At 35.3% G+C, this 15,400-nt stretch carries 13 protein-coding genes, 1 tRNA gene and 1 other RNA gene; 9 read left to right on the forward strand and 6 right to left on the reverse strand.

Annotation, left to right across the window (positions count from 1 at the left end):
• Window positions 1-349 precede the first annotated feature (349 nt).
• From gltX to trxB, 3 genes are all read right to left on the reverse strand, one after another.
• Complete coding sequence (gene gltX / locus HMPREF9225_RS00530; protein ID WP_008900959.1) at window positions 350-1,831, reverse strand: glutamate--tRNA ligase; 1,482 nt, start codon at window positions 1,829-1,831, stop codon at window positions 350-352.
• Window positions 1,832-1,894: 63 nt separating this feature from the next.
• The gene (locus HMPREF9225_RS00535) at window positions 1,895-2,773 is read right to left on the reverse strand and encodes a patatin-like phospholipase family protein (RefSeq protein ID WP_008900960.1); all 879 of its coding nucleotides are present in this window, start codon (window positions 2,771-2,773) and stop codon (window positions 1,895-1,897) included.
• Window positions 2,754-3,698: a thioredoxin-disulfide reductase gene (gene trxB / locus HMPREF9225_RS00540; RefSeq protein ID WP_008900961.1), complete on the reverse strand. Its 945-nt coding sequence runs from the start codon at window positions 3,696-3,698 to the stop codon at window positions 2,754-2,756. The genes HMPREF9225_RS00535 and trxB overlap by 20 nt, the downstream gene beginning before the upstream one ends.
• Before the next feature lie 130 nt (window positions 3,699-3,828).
• Here trxB and HMPREF9225_RS00545 point away from each other — a divergent pair, with 130 nt between their 5' ends.
• The 3 genes from HMPREF9225_RS00545 to fni are packed head-to-tail and all read left to right on the forward strand — an operon-like array spanning window position 3,829 to window position 6,503.
• Entirely contained in the window at window positions 3,829-5,211 is a 1,383-nt protein-coding gene (locus HMPREF9225_RS00545) for a DUF2207 domain-containing protein (RefSeq protein WP_008900962.1), read from the forward strand.
• Window positions 5,192-5,449 carry a hypothetical protein gene (locus HMPREF9225_RS00550; RefSeq protein ID WP_008900963.1) on the forward strand — a complete coding sequence of 86 codons (258 nt, stop codon included), beginning with the start codon at window positions 5,192-5,194 and terminating at the stop codon, window positions 5,447-5,449. The genes HMPREF9225_RS00545 and HMPREF9225_RS00550 overlap by 20 nt, the downstream gene beginning before the upstream one ends.
• A 25-nt stretch (window positions 5,450-5,474) precedes the next feature.
• Window positions 5,475-6,503 carry a type 2 isopentenyl-diphosphate Delta-isomerase gene (fni, locus tag HMPREF9225_RS00555; RefSeq protein WP_008900964.1) on the forward strand — a complete coding sequence of 343 codons (1,029 nt, stop codon included), beginning with the start codon at window positions 5,475-5,477 and terminating at the stop codon, window positions 6,501-6,503.
• A gap of 56 nt (window positions 6,504-6,559) precedes the next feature.
• Here fni and HMPREF9225_RS09700 read toward each other — a convergent pair whose 3' ends face one another.
• The 3 genes from HMPREF9225_RS09700 to HMPREF9225_RS00570 all read right to left on the reverse strand — a co-directional run bounded on the left by HMPREF9225_RS09700 (window position 6,560) and on the right by HMPREF9225_RS00570 (window position 10,256).
• Complete coding sequence (locus HMPREF9225_RS09700; RefSeq protein WP_008900965.1) at window positions 6,560-9,118, reverse strand: M56 family metallopeptidase; 2,559 nt, start codon at window positions 9,116-9,118, stop codon at window positions 6,560-6,562.
• 1 nt (window position 9,119) lies between these two features.
• On the reverse strand, window positions 9,120-9,482 hold the full coding sequence (locus tag HMPREF9225_RS00565; protein ID WP_008900966.1) for a BlaI/MecI/CopY family transcriptional regulator: 363 nt from the start codon (window positions 9,480-9,482) through the stop codon (window positions 9,120-9,122).
• A gap of 138 nt (window positions 9,483-9,620) precedes the next feature.
• Complete coding sequence (locus HMPREF9225_RS00570; protein ID WP_008900967.1) at window positions 9,621-10,256, reverse strand: hypothetical protein; 636 nt, start codon at window positions 10,254-10,256, stop codon at window positions 9,621-9,623.
• A gap of 110 nt (window positions 10,257-10,366) precedes the next feature.
• On the opposite strand from HMPREF9225_RS00570, the gene HMPREF9225_RS00575 reads away from it, so the two are divergent.
• The 6 genes from HMPREF9225_RS00575 (at window position 10,367) to HMPREF9225_RS09705 (ending at window position 13,758) form a co-directional block, all read left to right on the forward strand.
• Window positions 10,367-10,443 (forward strand) — tRNA-Pro (locus HMPREF9225_RS00575).
• 66 nt (window positions 10,444-10,509) lie between these two features.
• A complete protein-coding gene (locus HMPREF9225_RS00580) occupies window positions 10,510-11,154 on the forward strand; it encodes an HAD family hydrolase (protein WP_008900968.1) in 645 nt (214 codons plus the stop codon).
• Window positions 11,151-11,753: a VanZ family protein gene (locus tag HMPREF9225_RS00585; protein WP_008900969.1), complete on the forward strand. Its 603-nt coding sequence runs from the start codon at window positions 11,151-11,153 to the stop codon at window positions 11,751-11,753. The genes HMPREF9225_RS00580 and HMPREF9225_RS00585 overlap by 4 nt, the downstream gene beginning before the upstream one ends.
• Window positions 11,754-12,090: a transfer-messenger RNA gene (ssrA, locus tag HMPREF9225_RS09935) on the forward strand.
• Between the two features lie 338 nt (window positions 12,091-12,428).
• Window positions 12,429-13,142, forward strand: a complete 714-nt coding sequence (locus HMPREF9225_RS00590; RefSeq protein WP_008900970.1) for a CPBP family intramembrane glutamic endopeptidase — start codon at window positions 12,429-12,431, stop codon at window positions 13,140-13,142.
• Window positions 13,143-13,530: 388 nt separating this feature from the next.
• The gene (locus HMPREF9225_RS09705) at window positions 13,531-13,758 is read left to right on the forward strand and encodes a hypothetical protein (RefSeq protein ID WP_008900971.1); all 228 of its coding nucleotides are present in this window, start codon (window positions 13,531-13,533) and stop codon (window positions 13,756-13,758) included.
• Window positions 13,759-15,400 lie beyond the last annotated feature (1,642 nt).

The following is a 15,400-nucleotide window of genomic DNA, read 5'->3' on the forward strand; positions in this document are numbered from 1 at the left end:
AAGAAGTGTATGATATTTATTTACATTTATTATAATATTTTTAATTCATAACTGTTTGACCTCACCAAGGTTATACCCATTCGACTACAGAGCCTTCGGCTCTTCCGCTCAGGGTGACTGCCTTCCTTTGAGCTTTCCGTGCAGATCCTCTCGGCTTTGGAAGCAAGATGCTTCCGCTACGGGGATAAATAAAAGCATATATTTTTGTACGGCTCCGCCTGAGGGAAAAGAGTTTAGTGTAAAAGTTGATGGAAGCAGGTTGCTTCCGCTAAAAATCTTCCGCTAGAAATATTCCCAACAAAAAAAAACGACACCTGGGTGCCGTTTTAAATCTTTAATTATTTTATTTTTATTTTGTATATTTTTTCGCTGTGTTTAATCTTTCTACCAATTTTTCTTTGCCTAGTAGGTAGATGATAGATTTTAAATCTGGTCCGTGTACTGTGCTACTTATGGCTACTCTTACTGGCATGAATAGATTCTTGCCCTTTATTCCTGTCTTCTTTTGGATCGTCTTCATTATTGATCCTGCGAATTCTTCGTCCACTTCTTCTACTTTTTCTAATTCTTCTAGGAATGCATCTAGTAGTTGTGGTACGTGTTCTAGCTTAATTTGTTCTAGGGCGCTTTCTTCTTCGATTTTTAATTCTCCAAACATAAATGAGATTAGGTCTGGGATTTCATCTAGTTTTGATGCGCCGTCTCTTACTATTTCTACTAGTTTTTTGTACCAGTCGTAGTTAGCTCTTATTTCTTCTTCTGTCATTAGTCCCTTTTCTACTACGAATGGGATTGATAATTCTACGATTTTATCTAGGTCATAGGATTTCATGTAGTGAGCGTTTACCCAGTTTAGTTTGTCTACGTCGAATACTCCGCCGCTCTTAACTACTTTTTCAAAGGAGAATTGTTCGATTAGTTCATCCATGGATAGGATTTCTTCTTCTCCGTCTGGTGACCATCCTACTAGTGCTAGGTAGTTTATAAGTCCTTCTGGTAGGTAACCCCTTCCTCTGAAGTCTTCTACTGATACGTCTCCTTGTCTCTTGGATAGTTTTTTGTGGTCTTTGTTTAGTACGGTTGGTAGGTGAACAAATTCTGGTACGTCCCAGCCCAATGCTTCGTATAGGTATACGTGCTTTGGAGTTGAAGATAGCCATTCTTCTCCACGTACGATGTGGGTGATGCCCATTAGATGGTCGTCTACTACTACCGCCATATGGTAGGTTGGGAATCCGTCTGATTTCATAAGCACTTGGTCATCTATTTCGTCTGAGTTTATTACTACATCGCCACGTACTAGGTCGTGGAATCTGATGTTTCTGTCGTGTGGTAGTTTTAATCTTACTACGTATTCTTCTCCTGCTGCGATTCTCTTCTTAGCTTCTTCTATGCTTACGGATCTACATAGTCCATCGTATTTTGGAACTTTGCCCTTGATTCTTTGTTCTTCTCTTAGGGCTTCTAGTCTTTCTACGCTACAGAAGCAGTAGTATGCGTATCCTTTTTCGATTAATTCGTCTACGTATTTTTTGTAAATGTCTAGTCTACTAGATTGGATATATGGACCGCAGTCTCCTTTTTCTGTGATGTTTCCATTTTCATCTAGGACTACTCCTTCGTCCACATGGACTCCTGACCAGTCAAGGGCATGGATAAGGTTTTCGATTGCTCCTTCTACGTACCTGGTTCTATCTGTATCTTCTATTCTAAGTATGAAGTCTCCACCATTTTTCTTTGCGTATAGATAATTGTATAGGGCTGTTCTAAGTCCACCTATGTGCAAAAATCCCGTTGGGCTCGGTGCGAAACGGACTCTTACTCTATTCATCTAATCACTCCTTTTTATTCTTTTAGTATTATATCACGAAATGTGTAATTGTTCCTATTTTTCTCAAAGTCCCAAAAATTCTAAATACTCTTTATATTGACTAAGTCCTTGGAAGTAGCCTTGTTCATAATTGTTTTGTAGTTTGTGTAGATCCATTTCAGTATTTTCTACTGCTTGGTTCTCTGCATAGACTATGTAGGCTTTGCCTTCTGCTTTTAGTTTTTCAAGTAGTTCCAAGTCTTCGTTGTACCTTAGGTGTCTCGTTATTATAGCATCTATAAGTTTTGGTTTATCTTTTAGTGCACCCTTAGTTAAAAGTCCCTTTGCTGGTGCAGTCTTTCTATAACCTTCTGGTCTCGTAAGCACCACGAAGAATTTTTCATATCCATCTTCTATGGCTTTTCTAATTGGAATTCCTCTTCCAACTCCGCCATCATAGTAGGTTACTCCATCTATTACAGTTTCTTTCATAAGGATTGGCAGTGAGCATGATGCTCTCGTGATAAGCTTGATATCTTCCACCGTCTTCATGTCTTCCTTTGTGAAGTACTTCATTTCTGCCTTGTCCACATCGAATGCGCCTATGGTCATCTGTGCTTCATTTTCATAAAATCTATGGTACACGTCTCTCTTTTCCTTCATAGGTTCATATTCTGTGTAGAGATATTCTGAATTGAAGTAGCCTTTACCTTTTATAAGTGAGCTTACCCCTCCCACATTTTCATCTCTAACCACGTCGACGAAGTTTCTCTTTATTCTTTCTTCATCCCTAAGTAGGTAGTTGACTCCATGGACTGAACCGGCAGAGATTCCGATTACATAGTTAAAATATATTTCTTTTTCAAGTAGTACGTTTAGAATTCCGGCGGAGTATGAATTTCTCATGCCACCGCCTTCTAAGATTAGTGCTACGTCTTTTACATTACTTTTTAAAACCTTCATAAAGTGTCCCGTCTAATTCATTTAAATATTTTTCTGCGCTAATGGCTGCTATACATCCGTCTCCAACAGCGGTTGCAACCTGTCTTACCTTTTTCTTTCTCACATCTCCTGCGGCGTATACTCCGTCTATGCTAGTCTTCATATCTTCGTCTGCTAGGATGTATCCATCTTCAAGGGATAGTTGTGATTCGAAGAGTTTCGTCGTTGGTACAAGTCCTATAAATACGAATATTCCAAATGGTTCTTCGCTTTCAATCTTTGTAATTTCACCAGTCTTGGTATTTTTCAAAGTAAGTGCCTCAACGATATTTTCTCCTTCGATCTTTACAACTTCGCTGTCCCAGATGAATTTTATCTTGTCATTATTAAATGCTTTTTCTTGAAGGCTCTTTGAAGCTCTTAGGCTATCTCTTCTATGGATGATGGTTACAGTCTTTGCAAATTTAGTTATGAAGAGTGCTTCTTCAACGGCACTGTCTCCACCTCCGACAACATACACATCTAAATCTTCGTAGAATGCTGCGTCACAGGTTGCACAGTAGCTAACTCCTCTTCCTGTGAACTCATCCTCACCTTCAACGCCAATCTTTCTATGGCTTGCTCCAGTGGTTATGATTATAGATCTAGCTTCGTATTCTCCGTACTTTCCTTTTACTTTCTTTTCTTGTCCTTTTAAATCTACAGATAATACTTCGTCATTTATAAATTCACAACCGAAGTTTTCCGCTTGCTCTCTCATATTTAATCCTAGATCCATTCCAGAGATTTCGATTATTCCTGGATAGTTTTCAACGGAACTAGTACCGGAGATCTGTCCTCCTTCAATAGCTTTTTCTATTATTCCTACTTTTAATTTTGCACGGGATGCGTATAGACCTGCCGTTAATCCTGCAGGACCAGCTCCTAGTATCAAGATATCATACATTTTATCACCCTTTTCTCATTTTTCTTAACCTTACCTAGTATTTTACCCTATATGTTAATTTTATCATAATATAATTTTACAACTTCCCCCAGAAGAGTCAATTATTTGATATAATTAAGTTGGTGATACTATGAAAAAAAGATTAATCGCAAATTTATTTTTTATATTTTTGTTGATTTTTAATATAAATGTTTATGGAAAGACAAATTCCGAAATCGATAAGTTTAACTCCAATATTTTGATTACTAAAAATGGAGATGCCCAGGTAAGAGAATCGATAACGTGGAGTGCGGATAGTTCCAGAAATGTAGTCACTAGAACGATTGATAAGAAGAATACTTCTAAGATAGATAATATAAAAGTTTATATAAATGACAAATCCTTAACTCAGGATACCAAAGCGTCAAACGGTTCAAAAGACGTGTTTAATATTCTTGAAAACAACAACTCCGTTGAGATCAAGGTCTACACTTCATTTACAACTAATAAGACCATCGACTTTAGTTACGAGTTAAATGATATGACTTCATTGGGTCAAGATATTGGATATTTTTCCTACGATTATTTCAAAGACTTAAAGGATGGCATCGGAAATTTCAAAAGCACAATTACTTTTGAGTACGGTCCATTTGCTGGAAAAGATATCTTCATAAGTTCAAGTTCCGATATTAAGTCAGAGGTTAAGGATGGCAAGATCCTTTTAAACGGAAGTAATGTTTCTAAAAATAATTCTGTAAATCTAAAGGTTCTCTACGATATGGACTTTACAGAGTTTGCCAAAAATAGAACCGAAGACACTTACAAGAGTCTTCTTTCTTCTGCAAAGGAAAATCCGACAACAGAAAGACCAATTATATATACATTTATCGCAATTGGATTTGGAATTCTCCTCATTCCATTTGGATACAAACTATTGAAACTCGTGCTCTCTACAGATGATGAAGAAAACTTAGTCTTTTTAACTGCAGTTGAAGCCGGATTCTTTTTAAAGGGCAACCAAGTCTTAACAAGGCTTATGGAAGTAACCCTTCTGGAACTGGAAGAAGCTGGTGCAGTGTCCATCACTAGGACCAACTACACTACAAAAAGAGGCAAGACTAGAGCGGACTATATAGTTTCTAAAGAGGATGAGTCCAAGATTAAGACATCTTATCAAAGATATTTCTTCGACAAATTGTTTGAATTAAATAATAGTGACGAAATCTCTTTTAAAGAAATTAGAGATATAAGAACAGAAAATGAAGTTAGATTCTTCAGAAACTTCGAAGACATCGGAAATATTTTGAAGGAAAGGCTAATAGAGCTTGGACTTAAGTACCAAAGGTTAAAGGACGTGAAGTTATTTTCACAGGCAGGAGCAATCTCTGCCCTCTTCCTCGTATCCTCTGCCTTTACTTTAAATCCGATCATCATACTTATTGCAACCCTTGCACTTATCGGAATTTTGGTAGTAGGTCTAGCTGTCATGTTTAGACTCACTCCAAAGGGAGATTATGTCTTCAAAAAAATATAAAAAAATAGAAAATGATTTAAAAGAAAACAGCGACTCAGAAAATTGTAACGGAATGTTCTTCTACGGAATGGCATTTGGCTTTGACTACGATAACCTCATGACATACAGGGTGGACTATCCATTCTACAGCTTTACCTACGAACTTCTATCCTCTGAGGACGATTACAAATTATTTAACGAAGCTTTCAATATAGCTACCACCGGTTCATCCACCGGCGGCTCTATAAAGTACAGATAATTATTACTACTACTAGGAGAATAATATGAGAAAATATAGAAAAAGAGAGCATATAGAAAATTATTTAAGATCTAGTTATACGGGAAGTCCACTTTTCGACGATGTTATGCTTATGCACAATTCCCTTCCAGAATGTGATTTCTACGAAGTGGATACTTCTACTATGTTTTTAAACAAAAAGATCAACTTCCCACTTATGATCAACGCCATGACAGGCGGATCTGACTTCACAGAGGATATAAATAGGGACCTTTCCAAAATTGCAAAAGAATTCAATCTTCCTATGGCAGTCGGTTCACAAACCATCGCCCTAGAAGATAAGGACGCTATTAAAAGTTTTAAGATTGTAAGAGATAATATGAAGGACGGCATCGTTCTAGGTAATCTATCTGGGCGAGCAACCATTGACGAAGCTAAGTTCGCAGTGGAAATGATCGGCGCAGATGGACTTCAAATACATCTAAACCCTGCCCAAGAACTAGCCATGGAAGAAGGAGATAGAACCTTCAGAGGAATACTTACAAATATAGAAAAGATTGTATCTTCACTGGACGTTCCTGTCATCGTAAAAGAAGTGGGCTTCGGCATGAGCAAGGATGTGGTTAAAAAATTATATGACATCGGAGTTAGAATCGTCGATGTGTCCGGCTACGGCGGAACCAATTTCATGGAAGTAGAAAATCTAAGAAATCCAGAAAATGATCTCTCAGAACTATATTCTTGGGGAATACCAACGGCGATGAGCGTAATCGGAGCAAAATCACTTGGACTTGATGATCTTCAAATCATAAGTTCCGGCGGAGTTAAAAATTCTCTAGACGTAGTTAAATCCATCGTCATCGGAGCTGATATGGTTGCAATCTCTGGAGAAATTCTCTCCTACTTAGTTCATGGCGGATATGAATACACCATGCAGTACCTGGCAGGTCTAATCTACAAGACCAAGATCGTCATGACCTTAACTGGAGCGAAAAATATAGAAGAACTAAAAGAATCCAAATATTTAATCACAGGAAAATTGCAAGATCTTCTCTGCGGATGCGAATCAAAATAAAATAAATAAATAAAAATCCCTATCGCTAGGGATTTTTTTAGTTGGAAGTATTTAATTTATGGAAGGTAAACCTCTGAAATTTCGATTGCCTTTCCATTTTTTGTAGATATGCTAAATAGTGAGTCTTTGTGAGATTTAAAGTACTCTATAAATTCTTCCTTCGTAAGACTCGCATTAGATTGGGAAGATAATAATGTGTCAAGATTAAAGTATTTAGTATCCTTATCTAAGAAAAATGTTTCCAATGTCTTAGTTTTTTTAACATAGAAACCTCCTGGCATATCTATATTGACATTAAGACCTAGTTCCTTGATTCTTTCTTTATCTTCCAAAGTTATCCATTCCGCCAGAATTACGTGAATGTTATCGCCTATGTCTTTTTGATCTAAATTTATTTCTTCTATATAGCCAGTATATTCTGATATAGGCGTCCTATAAAAGTCTTCCAAGTATTTTAGCTTCTCTACTTCTACTTTGTTCGGAAAGATTTTGAAGGTATCCATTGAACTTATAAAATCCTGTGTCACTTCTTTAGGATCCTTTCTCCAAGTTTGTTCTCCACTTTTTACCTTATCTTGCAAAGCCTTTAAATCAGATGAATTCGGAGTATCTTCATAGTAGACATTTCCATTTTCATCAATCCATCTTTCCACTATCCAAATTCCATCTTTCCCCTTTTCTACAGGTTGAGAAAGAAGAGCCTTCCCTGCTCTACCTAGGAAGTCTTTATATGAAGCAACATAGTGTTCTGAAGTATAAGTCTCTCTGGTAATAATATTGTTTCTCTCTAGAATTTCTCTTAAAATATTTTCATTTGCTTCCTTGGAGTTATCGTCTAAAAAGCCCTCAACACCGCTTGCTGTAGTTATATAAACTTTGCCACTTGACCTATGTTGGAAGATCATATAATTATCTCCATAACATTCTCCAATCCACCTGTCACCTTTCCCTTTACCAATAAATCCATCATAGTTATCATAGGATTTCTCATCGTTAAATTGCAGGCTGTAGTTTAGTTTATAAACTTCATATGCCTTGCCATAAATATCATCATAGCTTAAAAACTTTTCTAACTTGTCAATTTTATAGTCAGAGACTGAAGCTCCAGCTGAATATAGACTTAAAATAGTTTCGCCAATATAACTTTTAGCAAAGTCTTCTACACTGGCATTTTCGTCTTGGGAAACTAAGGCGGCTCTTACCATAAACTCTTGGTAGTAGCTAGGTAGGTCAGCTGAAAACTTGTCTTCTTCAATATAACCCTTGTGCCTATATCCATCAGAAACTTTTTCAAAAATCAAATATGGAGTTCTATTAAAACCACTTACCCAAGACTGGTCTAACACTTTTCCATCTAAGGTCTTTGCCAACTCTTCTGCTTGTTTAGTTTTTAAACTGTAAGCGTACTTATAAACTTCGATTTTTTTGCCATCAATATTTAAATCCTTAGAAACTTTTTCTAAGTCGTCAATTCTATAGTCAGAAATTTCATAACCTAAAGATGAAAATAAAGATTTTATTTGATTTTCTATTTGGCCTTTTAAAAATTCTTCAGGGTTTGGATAGGTTCTTGTAGAATCTAAGTTTTCTTCTTGGGTTTCTGCTTGATCCTTAGAATTTTTTTTCGATTCTTTATCATTTTTATCCGTCAAACATCCAACCGCAACCACAGCCAATAATATAAAGCATAACGCCAGCACAAATTTCTTCGGCTTCTTGTATGCCAAAATGTTTTTTATCCTGGTCTTGGTGTTGTTTTCTCCAAAGGCTAAAGGGGAAGCTGTTAAAATTTTCCTGCCCGTTGAAAATGATAAAAGAGACTTGGAGTAGTCTTTCTTTATACTATTTCCTAAGTCTTTAACTACTTTTTCATCACAAGAAAGCTCCATGTCTAAACCCATTAAGTAATAGGCAAGCCATGCTAATGGATTGAAAAAGTGAATTATCGTTACTATAAACGCCAAGAACTTCCACAAGTGATCTAATCTTTCTATGTGAACTTCTTCGTGTTTTCTTATGTATTTTTCTTCTTCAGGCGCTAGTCCAGATGGTAAATATATATTTGGTCTTATAAGTCCAAAGACAAATGCCGTTTGAAGACTCTTATTTTCATAGACATTTTCACCAACTTGTCTTGAGCCTTTTAATCTTTTCTTAAGCTTAATTGTTGAGACGATGCTACAAATAATTAGAATAATTACACCACTTAACCAAGTATAAAAGTAAATTTTTTCTTTGCTTAATGTGTTAGATTCCGTAAAGTTCCTCTTTAATTCTTTGGTATTTTCATTTGGATTTATGCTCTGCTTTTCATTTTGATTTTCTTCAATCTTTTCTATAAAATTATTTTCTCCTTGATGCTCCTCATAAATAGTAAAGTTACTTTTATTGTTAGCTTGACTATTTATTGTGATTTCCCTTGGAATCAAATTTGCAAAAGAAATTGAGCTCTTTATAGAAAATGGAAAGATTAAACTTACAAATGCCACCGTCCAAAGGCTATAAGAAAATACTTTTGGAGCTTTTTTAAGTAAAAATCTCACTAAGATGATTATTCCAATTACGAGAGATCCTTTTAGAGAAAGTCTTAAAAGTGTGTTTATAAATACAGCCATTTCATTCCTCCTTGTGATTTTCTATTAACTCTTCTAACTGAGCTATCTCTTCCTCTGTCAATCTATTTTTCCTAGTAAATGCAGCCAAAAACTTAGGTAGAGAGCCGCCGTAGTTTTCTTCTATAAAATCGTTACTGATTCTAGTTTCGTAGTCTTCGCGACTCATCTTAGATCTTACAAGAGAGTTTTTATTTTCAAAGACTCCTTTTTTCTCAATTCTTCTAAGTAAGGTGTAGGTGGTGGACTTGGACCAAGAATATTTTTCTTTACACAGATCGACAAGTGAAGAGGATTTGATCGGTTCATTGTCCCATATTAACTCTCCTAAATTTTCTTCTGCTTGACTTAATTTTTCAAAATTCATTTTGTCATCTCCTTACTCTACATTATGTAAACCATTTTTTATTTTAGTTTACTATTTGTAGACCAACTTGTCAAGATTTTATTTTTAATATTTTAGACAAAAAAAGAGATAAGTTTCATTCTTATCTCTCAGATTTATTTATTTAATTTCTATGGTGTTAAAGGTGTAGGCGTTTAGAGATTTTAGAGAATGGGATAGGTATGAGTAGTCGATGAATCTCTTGTACCTACTCCAATTGTCGTAGACTTCTAAGATATATACGTTCATTCCACGATATTTTAATGAGATATATCCGCTTATGGTTACTGTGTGACGTTTGTACTTTCCAAAGCCGATATTCATAAGCAGTGGTCTTCTATGGTCGATTTCTCTTTTTATTGGATTGTAGAAGTTGCCATTGTAATGACCTCTGGTTTTGATATCAAGCTCGTACTCTTCTGCGGATCTTTTTATAATTCTTGAAATAGTCATAGGAAGTGTTCCATTAAACACATTGAAAAAATAAATGTCCGGCGCATCTTTTATGGTTGAGTAGAGACTCTCCTCCGATTCAGGAAGGATTTTAAATTTATCTTTGTGGTACATGAACACTCTAAGTATGGATGCCAAGGTACAGTTGTTCTTGCCGTCGCCAAATTCACTTTGGACAAACTCCGGAAGCTCAAGGGATTTAATCTCCACCACCTCTGCTCCTGGATATGTCCTGTCGATATATTCTTCTAGATTTGTAATCACTTCGTAGTCGTTTATATAGTTTAAAAATTTTTTAATCATTTAATCACTCCTACTTATTCATACCCAATTAATTTAGATAGAAATTTAAAAAATATCAGAAAAAAGACTTGCATAAATTTTTGAATGCTGTTATACTTAATAAGTGACGTCGGGGTGTAGCGCAGTTTGGTAGCGCACGTGGTTTGGGACCATGGGGCCGGGAGTTCGAATCTTCTCACCCCGACCATTTTAATTTGCTTGCCTCAAAGGCAAGCTTTTTTTTATCCAAATTTTTAGTACAAGGAGGAAGTTTATGAAGTCAATTATATTTGATATGGATGGCACACTTGCGGATTCAATGGCGATGTGGAGAAGCCTAGGAATCGATTATTTAAAGAGTCACGGCGTAGAAATAACCTCAACCGATGCCCAAGAGATGACCACCATGAGCTTAAAGATGAGTTCCACATACATGAAAGAAAAATTTAAACTTCCCTTAACTCCAGAAGAGATATATGACGATATGAGACATATTGCAGAGGATTTTTATGCCAAGGAATGCAAACTTAAAGATGGAGCACTTGATGTTCTAGAAGCTTTCCACGAAGCTAATATACCTATGATGCTTGGCACTGGAACTCCTGAAGAATTTTTCGATCCATTCTTAAAGAGAGAAAATATGTTCAAGTATTTTGAGGCTATTGCAACCTGCGACGGATTAAATCTAAAGAAGGACAATCCTAAATTTTTCTTAACCTGTTGCGAAATGGCAGGCTTTGATCCAAAGGAAACGGTGTTAGTTGACGATGCATACTTCGCAATAGTTGCTGCAAAAGAAGCAGGACTTACAACCATTTGTATGTACGACGAAGCAAACGACAATATGCTAAGAGAGCTTACACTTTCATCTCATATGTTCATCTCTGATTTAAAAGTTTTAAAGAAGATATTTCTATGAAAATATTATTATTTTTCCTTCCAAGAGGACTTATTTCATTCTTAATAGGATTTTTTCTATGTAGAATAGTAAGGCTCACCCTATTTAAAGATTTAGTAAATGAATCAAACAGCGATAGAGAGCTTTTGATATCAGTGCTAAGTGGATACATCATAATGCTAATGGTATTTATGTTTACACCGAACTATATCATAAGCGGCTCCGGCATAGACTTAACATCAGAGAATTTTGACTTCGTCGGCAATTTTAAAGATAGAATAAATACCGGGTACTGGGGCATAAATCTAATCCCATTTGCAACCATGAGATCCTATATAAAGTACAGTGGAATATTTCACGCACTATTAAATATTCTTGGCAATGTGGTGCTGTTTATTCCCATAGGATATATTTTCCCGATGATTTTAAAGAGATATAGAAGTATAAAAACCATGGCGGTGCTTTCCATTGCCATCTCCCTATTTATCGAGTTTATTCAGTTCTTCGTCGGCAGAAGCTGCGACATAGACGATTTGATTTTGAACTTTGTAGGGGGTATAATTGGGTATACAATCTTTTATTTTACTGGAGATAGGATGAAATCTATCCTAGGAAGATAAGGGGGCGAAATTGGTTTCGACAGGGGTAATGAACTTTTAGTAGCGAGCAGTTGTTAGGAACAACTTAAAAAGCCTAAACAAAAATAAACGAAAACAATAATTTAGCTTACGCAGCATAATAGCGTCATCCGAGGTAGAAGGCCCACGGTCTACTAAGGGTGTCAAATTAAGTGGGACACGAAACTTCGCAATGGTTCTAACGAAGTGGGTATTAAGAACCGCGCCTTGCAGCAGCTGTCAGTAGCTAACTGCTATGGTCTATAAGAACTGACTGCGCTCGGAGAGACTGATTCGGATTTACTTTTGGACGCGGGTTCGACTCCCGCCGCCTCCACCATATAAGGAAGCATATTTTGATAGAAAATATGCTTTTTTTTCATTGCCGAAAAGCCTTGATTTCAAGAGATTTAAGCATTTTAAGGCATAAAGCAGCCCGCCCCGGAGTTGATTCCGGGACGGATTTTTCGCGTTTTCGGCATCATGAGAATTAAAATATTTGTTTACATAAATCTAACTTTCACATTACATAATTTTGCTTGAATTGTTATGAATAAATTGCTTTAATTAAAATGAGAAAAGTGAAAGACAAGTTAAATTGTAAACTTTTATTATATGAATAAAACAGATATAATCATTTTGCTATTTTCGTAATAAACTCATCAACGGAGGAGAAGCGTGTATAGTTTATATAAAAAAAACGAGGTATTATTTGCAGTTGTTTGGATCATAATATATTGTGCAGTGTCTATCCCGATTCGAGGTAAATTTGGAGATGAAAGCATTTTTATGCTGATAGCTCTTTTGTTGATTGCTATCTGTATAACGGTGTTTATACATAAAAATAATCTTAAAGAAAAATATGGACTTGATAAATATCCAAAGAACACAAAAAGATATTTATTTTTCATACCTGTTTGGATTCTCGTAACAGGCAATTTATGGGGCGGATTAAAGCTGTCTTATTCCGGACTTTCTCAAGTTTTAGCAGTTTTGTCAATGCTTTTAATCGGCTATATTGAAGAAGTGCTTTTTCGAGGATTTCTTTTTAAGGGAATGTTACCAAAAGACGGAATTGCAAAATCTATAATCATCGTTGCCATTACTTTTGGGCTTGGGCACATTATAAACTTATTTACCGGTCAAACTGATTTACAAACCATTGCTCAAGTGTTTTTCGCTATTGCTTGGGGATTTATTTTGACGATTATTTTCTATAAGAGTAAAAGTCTTTTACCGTGTATTTTTTCTCATGGATTGATTGACGCTTTTTCCAAGTTTGGTATTGAGAACTCAATTTTTCAATGGGTATATATAATTGCTACAATATTTGTTGCAGTAATTTATTGTCCATATTTATTGAAACTTTCGATGGAAAAGTCAAATATATAAGTGACTATTGAAAAAACGAAAAGTTTGAAAATATAATCAGCAGGAGAATATTATGAATAATAAAATAAAAATGTCCGTCGGAAAGAGAATTGCACTCGGGATTGTTGTTCTATCGTTCATTTTTTTTATGGCAATTTTGATATTTATCATTATTCCTCATTCGATCTGATATTATCAGGAGGATAAGATTGGATTTATAGCCGACATCGCTTCTCGTATTTTTGTAATTTATATAATCGGCACCTTACTGACATTTGGTTATATTTTTAAGGAAAAATGGCAACACACTGTAATTTGGTGTATTTGTGCAGTAATTGCGTGTGTTGTAAGTTTTTATCTGTTAAGAGCTCCAATCCTTGATTTGCCTTATATAAACAGACCTGCGTCTATGAATCTTAATTATGTGACTTTTGAAAATGATAATAATCATGAATATGCAGTTTTTTATAAACTTACTGGTTACACGGCAAATAATGAAACCAAGGTGTTTGAGATCAATTCTGAAACCTACGATAAAGAAAAAGAAAAGTGGAAAAATAATGAAACGGTATCGGCTGGCATAAAATATCTGCCTCATACGGGAATATTGATGCATTTGAATACTTTTGAACAATAGTAAAAATAGAAGAATAATTTAATCATGGTAGGGATGTTTTCGTGAGTATCTCAAAAGAAATAATAATTGGATTTCTTGGTTTGACAATCAGGGAACATTTTGCAGTCACTCCATTTTTGATCATACCGTTTGTAGCAGCAATTCAAGCTTTGATTATCGGGTTTTAGGAAAATAAGTTTTCGGATTGTTTATCTAAATCATGTAAATGCTGTTATCAAAATGTAGAAAATTTAGCTGCGACCATACCCTTTGATTTGCACCCACGATCTTGAATTTGCACCCATATGCTGAACTTCTATCAATATATGATTTCCTTTCCATACTTGCAACTAGCTTGCGAGTTTTTTTATACATATTTTTAAGGAGAAGAAATGAAAAGAGACGAAGAACTATTAAGTAAAAAAAGAGCGATAGAGCTTCGGGATAGTGGATATATAAATTTGCAATAAAAAAGGAACAGATTATTTATTTAAACTCTGTTCCTTTTTTATTGGGCATCCATCCGTTCTGTTTTAGGTTCTATCACGTTATTCCTCTTTTCGTATTAAATTATTATTGTTCATTTTCTTACACTTATTCATAATTAATTAAATTAATTATTACGAGTTATATCTTCTTCCGCATTGTTTACCAGAAAGTTTTAGTATATTTCATTTAAATAACCATTTCTCAATCTCTCAACTCTAAGAACTTGTAGCATTTAAAATCCATATATTTCAAACAATCCTCTAACTTCCTATTAAGTTTTAATCAAATCCTTCAATATATTTAAACATCTGCTTCTATTTCAATAATAAATCTACTTTAATATTTAATTAAACGTCAAGATTTCTTTTAGCAAATGATTTTAAATGTGAACCTGTCGTTCTTTTGAATTAAATTTGAGCTCTCAATAGGATGGATGCCCTTACCAATTTCTTGGTAGTATATTAATACCCTGCTGTAATAAATTTAAACATGTTTTTTAAAAAATTTTAAAAATATTTTTGTTTTTTTGTTTTTTGTTGCTTTAAGTGTATTTTTCTGTAGGGTTTTGAAAGTCTAAGGAAGCAGTCATCCTAAGAAGGGAGTGGAGGTTTTCCGACACCTGTAGTCCAACGGGTATAACCCTAGTGGGGTAAACCCATCTACACGGTCATCCTGAGCGGAAAAGGCGTTAGCCTTTGGAGTCGAAGGATCTTACCTATATTTAACCCGTCTCTGCCAAAAAAATATAAAAATTTTCCTCCCAACTACAGTCACCCTGAGCGAAAAGAGCCGAAGGCTCTGAAGTCGAATGGGTATAACTTCCGAAGGTAAAGTCTTTGAAAATGAAATCATCCGTACCTGCCCTCACCACAGTTAAAATAATTCCTTGATTTATTCCGTGTAGATCCTTCGGCCATGGAAGCAAAATGCTTCCGCTACGGGGATAAATTTAAGGTTTAGTTATAACACGCCTGAAGGCTGAGGGAGAAGTATTTAGTGTCAGGGTTCATGGAAGCATGTTGCTTCCGCTACAAAGATAAATCTTAATTTATGTCGTTTTACGGCTTCGCCTGATTTTAATTTTCTCTACGCAAAATTAAAAGTCTCTCTACAGATAAAGCACAATACAAATGACGTAAGTATAATCTTTAAACCTTACTACGACCAACCTATA

This window comes from Peptoniphilus duerdenii ATCC BAA-1640 (genome assembly GCF_000146345.1).
Taxonomy (GTDB): domain Bacteria; phylum Bacillota; class Clostridia; order Tissierellales; family Peptoniphilaceae; genus Peptoniphilus_B; species Peptoniphilus_B duerdenii.

What these genes read in the sequence shown, in the direction of transcription:
- gltX (WP_008900959.1), bottom strand. Translation starts at nt 1,831, where the DNA reads ATGAATAGAGTAAGAGTCCGTTTCGCACCGAGCCCAACGGGATTTTTG.
- HMPREF9225_RS00535 (WP_008900960.1), bottom strand. Translation starts at nt 2,773, where the DNA reads ATGAAGGTTTTAAAAAGTAATGTAAAAGACGTAGCACTAATCTTAGAA.
- trxB (WP_008900961.1), bottom strand. Translation starts at nt 3,698, where the DNA reads ATGTATGATATCTTGATACTAGGAGCTGGTCCTGCAGGATTAACGGCA.
- HMPREF9225_RS00545 (WP_008900962.1), top strand. Translation starts at nt 3,829, where the DNA reads ATGAAAAAAAGATTAATCGCAAATTTATTTTTTATATTTTTGTTGATT.
- HMPREF9225_RS00550 (WP_008900963.1), top strand. Translation starts at nt 5,192, where the DNA reads ATGTCTTCAAAAAAATATAAAAAAATAGAAAATGATTTAAAAGAAAAC.
- fni (WP_008900964.1), top strand. Translation starts at nt 5,475, where the DNA reads ATGAGAAAATATAGAAAAAGAGAGCATATAGAAAATTATTTAAGATCT.
- HMPREF9225_RS09700 (WP_008900965.1), bottom strand. Translation starts at nt 9,118, where the DNA reads ATGGCTGTATTTATAAACACACTTTTAAGACTTTCTCTAAAAGGATCT.
- HMPREF9225_RS00565 (WP_008900966.1), bottom strand. Translation starts at nt 9,482, where the DNA reads ATGAATTTTGAAAAATTAAGTCAAGCAGAAGAAAATTTAGGAGAGTTA.
- HMPREF9225_RS00570 (WP_008900967.1), bottom strand. Translation starts at nt 10,256, where the DNA reads ATGATTAAAAAATTTTTAAACTATATAAACGACTACGAAGTGATTACA.
- HMPREF9225_RS00580 (WP_008900968.1), top strand. Translation starts at nt 10,510, where the DNA reads ATGAAGTCAATTATATTTGATATGGATGGCACACTTGCGGATTCAATG.
- HMPREF9225_RS00585 (WP_008900969.1), top strand. Translation starts at nt 11,151, where the DNA reads ATGAAAATATTATTATTTTTCCTTCCAAGAGGACTTATTTCATTCTTA.
- HMPREF9225_RS09705 (WP_008900971.1), top strand. Translation starts at nt 13,531, where the DNA reads ATGAATCTTAATTATGTGACTTTTGAAAATGATAATAATCATGAATAT.